The organism is Mesorhizobium australafricanum (genome assembly GCF_033977265.1).
GTDB lineage: Bacteria > Pseudomonadota > Alphaproteobacteria > Rhizobiales > Rhizobiaceae > Mesorhizobium > Mesorhizobium australafricanum.
This window is the reverse complement of record NZ_JAVIIT010000022.1, coordinates 68,908-81,784: the sequence shown is the minus strand read 5'-3', so window position 1 is coordinate 81,784 and position 12,877 is coordinate 68,908. Positions and strand designations below refer to the sequence as shown.

Here is a 12,877-nt window from a genome sequence, read left to right as displayed (position 1 = left end):
AAATAGCTCTCTAGGCTCGAAATGGCAGTCTCTCCTCAGTTCGACTGCCTGCCCAAAGAATCTCTTCCTAGCCCAACTTCAAGTCCCAAAAAGCCATATGCGATTCCCCTGCCCTTGCGGGGGAGATTGGCAGCTTCCGCGATACCGCCCTTTGACTTCGCCGGCCCCAGCCATACCTTTGCGGAGGTTATTCCCCGTGGAGTTCTCATGCGGTCCAAGCTCGTCCCTCTCATCCTCCTGGCGCTCGCCGCCTTGGCGCAGCCCACCTTCGCCGAAGCACCGGAACGGCCGGCGCCGGCCGGCGGCGTGCTGTCGCTGTTGCCGCCGCCGCAGGTGACCGAGCATTCCATCACGCTTGGCGGGCGCAAGCTGGACTACCAGGCCAAGGCCGGCACGCTGTCGCTCTTATCCGGCAAGGGCGAGGTCACGGCCGAGATCTTCTATGTCGCCTACACGCAGCAGTCGCCCGCCCCGGCGAAGGAGCGGCCGATCACCTTCGTCTTCAATGGCGGGCCGGGCGCGGCGTCGGCTTACCTGCATCTCGGCGCGATCGGACCGCGCATCGTCGAAACCGCGGCCGATGGCGCGTTCCTGCGGCCGCCGCAAAAGCTCATCGATAATCCCGACAGCTGGCTCGACATCAGCGATCTCGTCTTCGTCGATCCGGTCGGCACCGGCTACAGCCGCGAGGCGCCGGGGCATGAGCCGAAGGAATTCTGGAGCGTCGACGCGGACGCCAGTTCGGTCGGCGCCTTCATCCGCCTCTATCTGACGCAGAACGGCCGCACGGGATCGCCGCTATTCCTCGCCGGCGAGAGCTATGGCGGCTTTCGCGCGGCGCTGCTTGCCCGAACGCTGCAGGAGGATGTCGGCCTGAGCCCGAGCGGCATCGTGCTGATCTCGCCAGCGCTGGAGTTCATGCTGGTGCGACCCGATCAGTTCGACCAGTTGCACTGGGCGCTGGAACTGCCGTCGCTGGCGGCGACGCGGCTGAAGGGCGACGGCGTGACCGGTGACGCGTTGCGAGCCAGGTTGGCCGAGGTCGAGCATTACGCGCTCGGCGATTACCTGACGGCGTTGAACAGCGGGCTGGAGCAAGGCGGCAAGCTGGCAAGCGGACGCGTTTCGGAGATCACCGGCCTGCCGCTCGACCTTGTCGAGCGCAATTTCGCACGCATCCCGATCGGCCTCTTCGCCAAGGAGTTCCAGCGCGCCACGGGCAAGGTGCTCAGCCCCTATGACGCCACCGTCGGCACCGCCGACATCGCGCCGCAAAGCGCCCGCGACGCCGGCCCCGATCCGGTGCTCGACCGCAGCGTTCCGGTGCTCACCTCCGCCTTCGTCGCCTATGCCCGCGACGAATTGAACTACCGCACCGATGTCAGCTACCGGCTGCTCAATGGCGAGGTCAGCCGCAGCTGGGATTACGGCACCTCGGGCCAGGGCTATGCCGGCGTGATGAACGATTTGCAGCGGGCGCGCTCGCTCAACCCGGCGCTGGGCGTCGTCATCGTCAACGGCTACACCGACCTCGTCACGCCCTATCTCGCCTCGCGCTATCTGGTGAACCAGGTTCCCTCGCTATTCGACGCCAAGCCGATCCGGCTCGACGTCGTGGAAGGCGGCCACATGATGTATCTGAGGCCGGACGGACGGCGCGCGCTGAAGGACGCGGCATCGGAGCTCTACCAGGCGACGCAGTAGGCCCCGACCGCCCCGAAACGAAAGACCTGCGCCAACGTAAGCGCCGTGCTGGAACAGCGCAGCACCTGTTTTCACTCGTATAGCTGCTGGCGTGGCTCCGACTGGGGCGGAACCGCGTCACGCAAACACGCTGAAACAGCATGGCCGATGTCGTCGTCCTCGAAAGCCGCGAAAGGGTGCTGGCCGGCATCCTGTTCACGGCCGCCGCCTATTTCCTGTTTTCGGCGCAGGATGCCTCGATCAAGCTTTTGGTCGCCGGCATGGCCGTCTGGCAGATCATGTTCGTCCGCTCGATCACCGTGCTCGTTGCCTGCGGCGCGATCGGGGGCAAGCGGCTGTTTGCCGACACGATTGATTCGCCGATCGTCAAGCCGATGCTGGTGCGCAGCGCCTTCACGCTCGCCGCCTGGCTTTGCTACTACAACGCCGCCCGCTCGCTGCAGCTCGCCGAACTCACCACCATCTATTACGCCGCGCCGATCATCGTCACCGTGCTTTCGGTGCTGATCCTGGGCGAGACGGTGCCGCTGCTGCGCTGGCTGGCGGTGTTCATCGGTTTCGTCGGCGTGTTCATCGCCTGCGATCCGGCGCGGCTCGGCCTCTCGCTGCCGGTGCTCCTGGTGCTGGCGGCGGCCGTCCTTTGGGGGATCGCCGTGGTGCTGTTGCGCAAGACCGCCATGCAGGAGCGCACCATGATCCAGCTGGTGCTCAACAATTTCTATTTCCTGCTCTTCTCGGCCGTACCGGCGCTGATCTGGTGGCGCATGCCCGACGGAACGCAGCTCCTCTTGCTCGTCAGCGTCGGCGCGCTCGGCGGCGTGGCGCAATACATGCTGTTCGAGGGCATGAAGCGGGCGCCGGTGTCGATCGTGGCGCCGTTCGAATACACCTCGCTGGTGTGGGCCTTCGCACTGGGCTTCGCCATCTGGGGAGACCTGCCGCGCACTGAGGTGTTCATGGGCGCGGCGCTGATCATAGGCGCCGGGCTGCTGATCGTCGGCAACGAGCACTTCCGCAAACGGGAGCAGGCCTCATGACGGAAGGCTGTCAGCAGCAGCCCAATAGGCTTGCGCCATGACGGATACGCTCGACATGCCGGAAAAGCTTGCGTCTAGGGCGGCCGATGCAGCGGCCGAGCGCACGCTCGGCATCATCCTCGTGTCGGCCTCGGCCATCGCCTTCGCGCTCACCGGCGTGCTGACCAAGTCGATCCACGCCGATCCGCTGACCATCACCTGCTGGCGTGGTTTTTTCGGCTCGATCCTGATCAGCTTCTATGTGCTGTGGCGCCGGCGCCGCTCGGGCGGGCGCGAAAGCCTGAAACTCGGCTGGCGCGGCTGGCTGCTTGCGGTCGAGGGCGCTGCCGCCAGCATCGCCTTCATTTCGGCCTTCAAATTCACCTATGTCGCCAATGTCGCGGTCATCTATGCGACCTCGCCCTTCATCGCGGCGCTGCTTGCCTTCCTTATCGTGCGGGAAAAATTCCGGCTGCAGACGATGGTTGCGGCCGCCGTATCGCTTTGCGGCGTCGCCATCATGGTAGGCGCCGGCCTCGGCAACGGCCATCTGTTCGGCGACGGGCTGGCGCTGCTGATGACCGCCGGCAGCGCGCTTTACATGATCATGGTGCGCGCCTTTCGCGATTCGCCCGTCGTCTGGGCCGGGGCGGTCTCGGCTTTCCTGCTTTTCGTGCTCGGCTGGTTCGTCACCGATCCGCTGGCCGTGTCGGCCCGCGACGTGGTGCTGCTTGCCGCCTTCGGCTGCTCCTTCGCGATGGCCTCGATCCTGTGGACGGAGGGTTCGCGGCTCATCCCTTCTGCCGAGGCCGGACTGCTCGGCTCGGCCGAGGTGCCGTTTGCCATCCTTTTCGCCTTGGTTTTCCTCGGCGAAGTCCCGCCAATGGCCAGCGTTCTCGGCGGCGCCATCGTGCTTTGCGCGGTTTTCGCCCACGCCGGACGCGACTGGCTGAGGGCGAAAACGGCGCGCTCGTAATTTTTTTTGCCGAGTCACGGAACCATCATCAGAGTCACGCATTATCGGATTGACGGGTCACCCCCCAAGTCCCCCCAAACCCCTCGACCCGTCCGACTAGAAGCCGACCCCGCAAAAGGTCGGCTTTTTCTTTGTCAGGACGACAACGCCAGGCCAGCAGCGAGCAGCTCCGCCAGATCCCGCGCGGGGCGGGCGGCCTCGCGGCCGAGCCGGATGGCGAAGTCGGCCACCGGCAGCGGTGGCAGGTCGAGATCGGAGGACGCCTCCACGATACCGGAATGGGCGAAACGCCGGGTGCGCGGCGTCAGCGCGATGCCGGCATCGACCGCGGTGCGCAGGCCGGCAAGGCTGGCGCTGCCGGCGGCTATGCGGTAGCGGAGGCCGGCGACGTCGAGGGCATTGAGCGCGGCCTCCCTGAAACCGCAATAGGGGTCGAGCAGGGCCAGCGGCACCGGTTCCTGCCGTGTCGCCAAGCCTTTTTCCGAGCAGAGCCACAGCATCGGCTCGCTGACCAAGGCCGCTTCATCCGGCGATGGGGCATGGCGCATGGTGATCGCGAGGTCGAGCTGGCCCGCCTGCAGCGCCGATCCAAGCTCCAGGGAGCGGCCGACGCGCAGCTCGATCCTGACGCGCGGATGGCTGACGGCGAACGCCCTCAACAAATCAGGCAGGCCGCGATCGGCGAAATCCTGCGTCGTGCCGATGGCGATGCGGCCGCCGGCGCGCGCGCCCTTCAGCGCCAGCCAGGCCTCGGTGTGGACGGCAAGGATGCGCCGCGCATGGCCGACAAGGTCCTCGCCGGCCGGCGTCAGCCCGCGGCCCCTGCCCTGCGGGACCAGCAACGGCTCGCCGACGATCTCTTCCAGCCGCTGCATCTGCGCGGTCACCGCCGACGGCGTGCGACCGACGGTGGATGCGGCCTTGGCAAGCGAACCGCCGTCGACAAAGGCGAGGAAGGTTTTCAGGAGATCGGGATCGAGCGTTTCCATACTTCGACAATATCGAATCATTTGTCAAAAACAATTCGATTTTTTTGATGTTCGGATAATGGCATGGTCCTTCCATCGAAGGCGTAAGGCGCCCAAACCGAAGGAGAGAAAAATGCCGATCATCAACATCAGCGTCACCGGCAAGCCGGACGCCAAGCTGTCCGCCGCCATTGCCAAGGAGGTCACCGAGGTCACCGCCACGCAGTTGCGCAAGGATCCGACGATCACGGCGGTTGCGGTAAACTACATCGACCCCCAGCACTGGTTCGCCGGCGGCAAGTCGCTGGCCGAGCATGGCACCAACACGTTCTGGCTGGACATCAAGGTCGTCGACGGCACCAACACCAAGCTCGAGCTGGAGGCCTATCTCAAGGCGATCTTCGAGGCTTTCGGCCGGCTGCTGGGCGGCGTGCATGAGGAAAGCTATGCCTTCGTGCACGAGGTGCCGGCTTCGGCCTATGGCTATGGCGGCAAGACGCAGGAGTTCCGGTTCATCAGCGGGAGGCTGAAAGCTGCGTAGCACCATCTTCCCCTTCTCCCCTTGTGGGAGAAGGTGGCCGAGCGAAGCTCGGTCGGATAAGGGGTGTTGGACGGAGTGCGGCGTCGCAAGCTAAGTGCTTCAAAGCGCTTGATTCTCCGGCGCCTCATTTCTTCCAGCACCCCTCATCCGTCTCGGCGCTGCGCGCCGATCCACCTTCTCCCACAAGGGGAGAAGGGAACGTCGCATCACTCCACATTGACCTTGCCCTCCATTCCGCTACCCTCTGCCACCGAAGCGGCCGCTTAAAGAGCCGCGCTGGAGGAGACTGGGAGAGAGCGGCATGATCCTGACCCTGGCGCTGCTGGCGGGCCTTGTCTTTGCCTGGTTGCTGATCGCGGTGATCGAAAGGTTCCGGCTCGACCTGCGCTTCACCCAGGCGCTGCTCTATGTGCCGTTCAAGCTCGCCTACCGCATCGCCGACAACCGCATCCGCATTGCCCGCAGCGCCAAGACGCCGGTCATATATGTGGTCTCGCACCAGTCGCGCATCGAGCCGGCGCTGATGCTGTCGCTGCTTCCCGACGACACGCTGCACATTCTGGACGAGGCTTCGGCGCGCTCGCCCTGGCTGGAGCCGTGGCGCGAGCTTGCGCGCACGATTGCCTTCAATGCCGAGCATGTCTTCGTCAGCCGCCGGCTGGTGCGCGTGCTGAAGGGCAAGGGACGGCTCGCCGTCTACCTGCCCGACAATGTCGAGCCGGACGTGAAATCCTTCCGGCTGTTTCGCGCCATCACCCGCATCGCCATGCAAGCAGACGCCCGTATCGTGCCGATCTTCGTTGCCGGCACGCGCGACCTGCCGGTGTCACTGACACCGAAGGAGAAGGCGCCTCGCCGCTGGTTCCCGCGCCTATCGGTGAGCGTGCTGGAGCCGTTGACCATCGCCGAGTTGGTGGCGCGCAACCCCGACATGGCCTCAAACACCAACGCGCTGTTCGACCATTTCGCCGAGGCCCGGCTCTATGGCACCGATCTCGACCGCGGCCTGTTCCTCGCCATGCGCGACGCGGCAGATCGCGTCGGCCCCTCGCATGCGATCATCGAGGATGTGATTTCCGGTTCGCTCAGCTATCGAAAGCTGTTCATCGGCGCCCGCGTGCTCGGCCGCCACTTCGAGGCGGTGACGGCGCCCGGCGAAGCGGTCGGCGTGCTCTTGCCCAACGCCAATGGCGTGGTGCTGTCCTTCGTCGGCCTGGTCTCGGCGGCCAGGGTGGCGGCGATGATCAACTACACAGCCGGCCCGGCGAGCGTGACCGCGGCGATCCGCACCGCGGTCATCAGGACGGTTGTGTCATCCCGCGCGTTCATCGAAAAGGCGGGCATCGACGACATCGTCGCCGCGGTCGAGGCGGGTGGGGCCAAGATGCTGTGGCTGGAGGATGTGCGCGCCAGCGTGACGACCCTGGACAAGATCGCAGCCGCGCTTCTGTGGCGCTTTCCGCTGCAGCGGCAGCAGGCGGGCAAACCGGCGGTGATCCTGTTCACCTCCGGCTCGGAAGGCACGCCGAAGGCGGTTGTCCTGTCGAACCGCAACCTGCTTGCCAACGTCATGCAGGCCGAGGCGCGCGTCTCCGTCTCGCCGGCCGATATCCTGCTCAACGTGCTGCCGGTGTTCCATTCCTTCGGGTTGACCGGCGGCACCATCCTGCCGCTGGTGCTCGGGATAAGGCTGTTCCTCTACCCCTCGCCGCTGCACTACAAGATCATCCCCGAGATCGCCCGCAAGGTGAAGCCGACCGTCATGTTCGGCACCGACACCTTCCTTGCCAACTATGCCCGCACCGCCAAGGACGGCGACTTCTCCAGCCTGCGCTTCGTCGTTGCCGGCGCCGAAGCGGTGAAGCCGGAAACGCGGCGCACCTATCGCGACCGTTTCCAGGCCTCGATCGTCGAAGGGTTCGGGCTGACCGAGGCGGCACCCGTGGTGGCGGTGAACACCGCGATCCACGGCCGCGACGGCACGGTGGGGCGGCCACTGCCGGCGATCAGGATGAAGCTCGAGCCCGTCGAAGGCATCGCCGAGGGCGGCCGGCTGTGGCTCGACGGGCCGAACATGATGATGGGCTACATGACCGCCGACCGTCCCGGCGAATTGCAGACGCTGGAAGGCTGGCATGACACCGGCGACATCGTCTCGATCGACCGCGAGGGCTTCATCACCATTCGCGGGCGGGCAAAACGTTTTGCCAAGATCGCCGGCGAGATGGTGTCGCTGGGCGCCGTCGAGATGCTGGTGCAGTCGCTGTGGCCGGAAGAGCGCCACGCGGCGGTGGCGGTGCCGGACAAACGACGCGGCGAGCGCATCGTGCTGGTGACGACGGCTGACGACGCCAATCCGGAAGAGCTGCGCCAGTTCGGCAAGAAGGCGGGCGCCGCCGAGCTGATGGTGCCCAACGACATCATCAAGGTTGACGAGATCCCGGTGCTGGGCTCCGGCAAGACGGACTATATCTCGGCGCGCAAGCTGGCGATCGATCGGTTGGGGCTGGGCGTGGCGGCATAGGCCGGGATTCGTCATCCTAAAGCGCGTCGCGCTGAAACGGATTCAGGCGACGCGCTTTAGGATGACGAATTTTCAGCCGATATCCGAAGGCGGCACCTTCTCCCCTTCCAGCCGGGCGCGCTTGGAATAGGCGCGCACACTGAACGGCAGGAAGAGCAGATAACCCCCGACCGAAGCCGTCAGCGTGTACCAGGGGTAGGCCATCAGGAGCAGAATATAGAGCACTACGCCCAGGATGACCGGCAGCACCCTGTCGCCCGGCACCTTGACGCTTTTGCCCGAATAGACCGGCAGGCGGCTGACCAGGAGGAAAGCGATGAGCACGGTGAAGCCGGTAGCGATGAAGGCGGCCGGCCGGGTGGGCTCCAGCCCGAGCCGCAGGAAATAGAGATAGAGCGGCAGCATGACCAGCACCGCGCCGGCCGGGGCCGGCACGCCGACGAAATATTCGGTCTGCCAGGCCGGCTGGTCGGTATCGTCGGCCAGCACGTTGAAACGGGCAAGCCGCATGCCGCAGGCGATGGTGAACAGAAGTGCAGCGATCCAGCCGGGCGAGCCGGCTCGGTCGAGCAGAAAGGCATAGAGCACCAGGGCCGGCGCCACGCCGAAATTGACGATGTCGGCCAGCGAATCCATCTGGGCGCCGAATTTCGAGGTGGCTTTCAGCATGCGCGCCAGCCGCCCGTCGATGCCGTCGAGGAAAGCGGCAAGCAGCACCATGACCACCGCGATCTCGAAACGGTTCTCGAAGGCGAAGCGGATGCCCGAAAGGCCGGCGCAGATGGCAAGCACGGTGACCAGATTGGGCAGCACCATGCGCATCGGGATCTCGCGGATGCGCGGACCGCCGCTGGCATGGGCCTCGAATTTTTTGAACGGCGCGCCCAACGCTCAGGAAATCCTGACCAAGGGCGTGACCGCCGTGCCACCGAATTCGGCAAGCACGGTCTCGCCGCCGACCGCCGTCTGGCCGACCGCGACGCGCGGCACAGCGTTCGACGGCAGGAAGACGTCGACGCGCGAGCCGAAGCGGATCAGGCCGAAACGCTCGCCGATGGCGATCGAGCCGCCCGTCTCGGCCCAGCAGACGATGCGCCGCGCGACCAGCCCGGCGATCTGGACGGCGGCAATGGTGCCGTTGGGGCTGTCGATGACCAGCCCGTTGCGCTCGTTCTCAGCACTTGCCTTGTCGAGCTCGGCGTTGAGGAATTTTCCGGGCTTGTGCTCGATGCGCGTGATCCGGCCGCGCACCGGCGCGCGGTTGATGTGGCAGGAAAACACGTTCATGAACACCGAAATGCGGGTCATCTCGCCGGAGCCGAGGCCAAGCTCGCTCGGCGGCACGGCGGGTCCGACCGCCGAGATCACGCCATCGGCCGGGCTCACCACCAGCCGGTCGTCAATCGGCGTGACGCGCTCGGGATCGCGATAGAAATAGATGCACCATGCGGTGAGGATCAGCCCGATCCAGAACAGGATCGAGGAGAAATAGCCGAGAAACAGCGTTGCCGCGGCAAAGGCGGCGATGAAGGGATAGCCTTCGCGATGGATCGGAACGAACGTATTCTTGACCGAGTCGAGAAGCGTCATAGGGCTCAAGGGCAGTCCCTGTTTCAGGTTGCGCCTCAATAGCGGAAAGCCCCCCTCCCTGCAACGCAACAATGGGGAATGGGTGAGGCTGTGTGGGGTCGCTGATTTCCGCACCGAGTGTCGGACCCTGGTAATCTCATCCGTCCTAGGCTGGACAACGCGCCCACGGAGCCAGCGAAATGTCGTCATCGAACAGCGCCAGGAAAGCCAATATCGCCACCGAGGGCCTTGCCTTCGGCGAGTCACCGCGCTGGCATGATGGGCGGCTCTGGCTCTGCAACTGGGGCACCGGCGAGATCGTCGCCTTGGACGATGATGGCAAACCCGAGGTCATGCTCACGGTGCCGGCCGTCCTGCCCTATTCGATCGACTGGCTGCCAGATGGACGATTGCTTGTCGTTTCCGGCCGGGAAGGCCTTCTGCTGCGGCAGGAAGCGGACGGGACGCTCGTCACCCATGCCGATCTCAGGCAACTGTCGAAAAACCCCTGGAACGAAATCGTCGTCGATGGACGCGGCAACATCTACGTCAATGGCGGCGGGCCGGCGCCGGCGCCGGGCGAGCATTTCGGGCCAGGCACCATCGTGCTGATCACGCCGGACGGCGCGGTTCGACAGGTCGCCGAGCATATCGCCTTCGCCAACGGCATGGCGGTGACGCCGGACAACCGGACTTTGATCGTCGCCGAATCCCATGCCAACCGATTGACCGCGTTCGACATCGCCGAAGATGGCGGCCTCGCCAACCGGCGCGTCTGGGCCGATCTCGGCAACGACTATCCCGACGGCATCTGCATCGATGCCGAAGGCTGTGTCTGGTATGCCGACGTGCCGAACCGGCACTGTGTCAGGGTGCGCGAAGGCGGCGACAAAATCGACAGTGTCGAGGTCGATCGCGGCTGCTTTGCCTGCATGCTGGGTGGTGCCGACGGCAGGACGCTGTTCATCCTCGCCGCCGAATGGCGCGGTTTCGAAAATATGGTGAGCGATGCTCGCACCGGTCAGGTGCTGAGCATCGCCGTATCCGCGCCGGGAGCCGGATGGCCTTCTTACACCTCCGGCACGCGCTGGTAGTTGGCGATGTCTGCCTTGACGCCGAGGCGCGCGATGGTTTCCTGCGCGCTGAAGGCAATGCGCTCATGCGCTGCCTTGACGATCGGCACCACCTTGTCTACCGCGGCCTGGCTTTCCCACTCGACCATCGTGACGATGTTGAACTCGCCCGGGCCGGAGACCTGCTCGAGCAGGAAATCCTGCACGAAGCCTTCCTGCTGGCGCAGCAATTGATGCGTCATGAAGACCTTGCCGATGATTTCGTCGCGCGCTGCCGCCGGCACGACGAATTTGTCGAGCCGGAACGCGCTGCCATTGCGCTGATTTTTAGTGCTCATTTCGATCCATCTCCGTTCTGCAAGGGTTGCTTGGCAGGAAGCTCGGAGACGGGTTTGCAAGCTCAAGCTAGGTTGAGGTCAAGGGGGATTTTCAAACGCAGCTTTCCCCTTCTCCCCTTGTGGGAGAAGGTGGCCGAGCGAAGCTCGGTCGGTTGAGGGGTGCTCCAGCGGAGTGAGACGCTGGCGTTCCCTGGAACACCCCTCAACCGTCTCGGCGCTGCGCGCCGATCCACCTTCTCCCACAAGGGGAGAAGGAAGAGGCGCTAGCTAACCTCCGAAGTCCTGCGCCGCACGATCACCCCGAGTTCATCGCTCTCGCGGGCAATGCGCAGGCGCTCCTCGGCTTCGGTCGCTTCGCGCTGGCGGTCCCACATCGAGGCGTAGAGGCCGTGTTTGGCAAGCAGCGCCGCATGGGTGCCGCGCTCGGCGATCTGGCCGTCCTTCAGCACGATGATCTCGTCGGCCGAAATCACCGTCGACAACCGGTGGGCGATGACGATGGTGGTGCGGCCCTTGCTGACGAGGTCGAGCGCGGCCTGGATCTCCTGCTCGGTCTGAGTGTCGAGCGCCGAGGTCGCCTCGTCCAGCATCAGGATCGGCGGCGCCTTGAGGATGGTGCGGGCGATCGCGACGCGCTGCTTCTCGCCGCCCGACAGTTTCAGGCCGCGCTCGCCGACCATCGAGCGGTAGCCGTCGGGCAGCTTGGCGATGAACGGCCCGATCTGGGCGAGCTCGGCTGCCTTGCGCACCTCCTCCTCGCTGGCGCCGGCGCGGCCGTAGCGGATGTTGTAGGCGATGGTATCGTTGAACAGCACGGTGTCCTGCGGCACCATGCCGAGCACGGCGCGGAGGCTCGCCTGCGTGACGTCGCGGATGTCCTGGCCGTCGATCAGTACCTGGCCGCTCTGCACGTCGTAGAAACGGAACAGCAGCCTGGAAATGGTCGACTTGCCGGCGCCGGAGGGGCCGACGATCGCTACCGTCTTGCCGGCCGGTACGTCGAAGGAGACGCCCTTCAGGATCTTGCGGTTCGGGTCATAGGAGAAATGGACGTCGCGGAACTCGACCTTGCCGGGGCCGACCTTCAGCGGCCTGGCGTCCGGCTTGTCGACGATCTCCTGGGGCACGTCGAGCAGGTCGAACATGTGCTCGATGTCGGTCAGGCCCTGGCGAATTTCACGGTAGATGAAGCCGATGAAGTTGAGCGGCACCGAGAGCTGGATCAGCATGGCGTTGATGAAGACGAAGTCGCCGACCGTCTGGGTGCCTGCCTGCACCTCCAGCGCCGACATGCACATGACGATGACGGTGCCCAGGCCGAAGATGGCGCCCTGGCCGAAGTTCAGCCAGCCGAGCGAGGTCCAGGTTTTCGTCGCGGCGATCTCATAGCGCGCCATCGAGCGGTCGAAGCGCTCGGCCTCCATGCGCTCATTGGTAAAATATTTGACCGTCTCGAAGTTGAGCAGCGAGTCGATCGCCTTGGTGTTGGCGTCGGTGTCGCTGTCGTTCATGTCGCGGCGGATCGAGATGCGCCAGTCGCTCGCCTTGACCGTGAACCAGACATAGAACCAGACGGTGACGGCGACCACGGCGACGTATTTCCAGCCATAGGTGAAGGCGAAGATGCCGGCCGTCAGCGCGAATTCGAGAATGGTCGGCGCCGTGTTCAGCATGATGAAGCGCACAATCGTCTCGATGCCCTTGGTGCCGCGCTCGATGATGCGCGACAGGCCGCCGGTGCGGCGCTCGAGGTGGAAGCGCAGCGACAGCTGATGCATGTGGACGAAAGTGCGGAAGGCGAGCTGGCGCACGGCATACTGGCCGACACGGGCGAACAGCGCGTCGCGCAGCTGGTTGAAGCCGAGCTGGATTAGGCGCAGCACGTTATAGGCAATGACCAGCGCCACCGGCGCGAGCAGGAATGACGGCAGCGGCGGCGGCGTCTTCGCGGCGTGGGCCAGCGCATCGGTCGCCCATTTGAAGAAGTAGGGACCGGCGACCAGCGTCAGCTTGGCGACGACCAGGAGCAGCGTCGCCCAGGTGACGCGGGCTCTCAAGTCGGCGCGTTCGGCCGGCCACATATAGGGCCATAGATTGCGCAATGTGGTGAGGGTGTCGGCTTCGGCGGATACGGTCTTTTCGGCCACTAGTCTTGCCTTTTGGAGTGA

Annotated in this window: 11 protein-coding genes; 6 read left to right on the top strand and 5 right to left on the bottom strand. The window is 65.1% G+C overall.

Going from position 1 to position 12,877, the window contains the following annotated elements; all coding sequences use genetic code 11:
* Positions 1-207: 207 nt before the first annotated feature.
* The 3 genes from RFM98_RS28365 to RFM98_RS28355 all read left to right on the top strand — a co-directional run bounded on the left by RFM98_RS28365 (position 208) and on the right by RFM98_RS28355 (position 3,696).
* Positions 208-1,704 carry a S10 family peptidase gene (locus tag RFM98_RS28365; protein WP_320311867.1) on the top strand — a complete coding sequence of 499 codons (1,497 nt, stop codon included), beginning with the start codon at positions 208-210 and terminating at the stop codon, positions 1,702-1,704.
* Between the two features lie 140 nt (positions 1,705-1,844).
* On the top strand, positions 1,845-2,741 hold the full coding sequence (locus RFM98_RS28360) for a DMT family transporter (RefSeq protein ID WP_320311866.1): 897 nt from the start codon (positions 1,845-1,847) through the stop codon (positions 2,739-2,741).
* 37 nt (positions 2,742-2,778) lie between these two features.
* The gene (locus RFM98_RS28355; protein ID WP_320311865.1) at positions 2,779-3,696 is read left to right on the top strand and encodes a DMT family transporter; all 918 of its coding nucleotides are present in this window, start codon (positions 2,779-2,781) and stop codon (positions 3,694-3,696) included.
* Positions 3,697-3,830: 134 nt separating this feature from the next.
* On the opposite strand, the gene RFM98_RS28350 is transcribed toward RFM98_RS28355, so the two are convergent.
* The gene (locus tag RFM98_RS28350) at positions 3,831-4,685 is read right to left on the bottom strand and encodes a LysR substrate-binding domain-containing protein (RefSeq protein WP_320311864.1); all 855 of its coding nucleotides are present in this window, start codon (positions 4,683-4,685) and stop codon (positions 3,831-3,833) included.
* A 112-nt stretch (positions 4,686-4,797) separates the two neighbouring features.
* Here RFM98_RS28350 and RFM98_RS28345 point away from each other — a divergent pair, with 112 nt between their 5' ends.
* Positions 4,798-5,205 (top strand): tautomerase family protein, encoded by a 408-nt coding sequence (locus tag RFM98_RS28345; protein WP_320311863.1) that lies wholly within the window; start codon positions 4,798-4,800, stop codon positions 5,203-5,205.
* 301 nt (positions 5,206-5,506) lie between these two features.
* On the top strand, positions 5,507-7,729 hold the full coding sequence (locus tag RFM98_RS28340) for an AMP-binding protein (protein WP_320311862.1): 2,223 nt from the start codon (positions 5,507-5,509) through the stop codon (positions 7,727-7,729).
* Between the two features lie 72 nt (positions 7,730-7,801).
* Here RFM98_RS28340 and RFM98_RS28335 read toward each other — a convergent pair whose 3' ends face one another.
* Entirely contained in the window at positions 7,802-8,617 is an 816-nt protein-coding gene (locus RFM98_RS28335; RefSeq protein WP_430682356.1) for a CDP-alcohol phosphatidyltransferase family protein, read from the bottom strand.
* A 3-nt stretch (positions 8,618-8,620) separates the two neighbouring features.
* Positions 8,621-9,508, bottom strand: a complete 888-nt coding sequence (locus RFM98_RS28330; RefSeq protein ID WP_320311861.1) for a phosphatidylserine decarboxylase — start codon at positions 9,506-9,508, stop codon at positions 8,621-8,623.
* On the opposite strand from RFM98_RS28330, the gene RFM98_RS28325 reads away from it, so the two are divergent.
* On the top strand, positions 9,499-10,392 hold the full coding sequence (locus RFM98_RS28325; protein WP_320311860.1) for an SMP-30/gluconolactonase/LRE family protein: 894 nt from the start codon (positions 9,499-9,501) through the stop codon (positions 10,390-10,392). The two genes, RFM98_RS28330 and RFM98_RS28325, sit on opposite strands and share 10 nt — an antisense overlap.
* On the opposite strand, the gene RFM98_RS28320 is transcribed toward RFM98_RS28325, so the two are convergent.
* Together RFM98_RS28320 and RFM98_RS28315 are read right to left on the bottom strand one after the other, a co-directional pair.
* Positions 10,368-10,709 (bottom strand): antibiotic biosynthesis monooxygenase family protein, encoded by a 342-nt coding sequence (locus RFM98_RS28320; protein ID WP_320311859.1) that lies wholly within the window; start codon positions 10,707-10,709, stop codon positions 10,368-10,370. The two genes, RFM98_RS28325 and RFM98_RS28320, sit on opposite strands and share 25 nt — an antisense overlap.
* Before the next feature lie 263 nt (positions 10,710-10,972).
* Positions 10,973-12,856, bottom strand: a complete 1,884-nt coding sequence (locus RFM98_RS28315; protein ID WP_320311858.1) for an ABCB family ABC transporter ATP-binding protein/permease — start codon at positions 12,854-12,856, stop codon at positions 10,973-10,975.
* Positions 12,857-12,877: the final 21 nt, after the last annotated feature.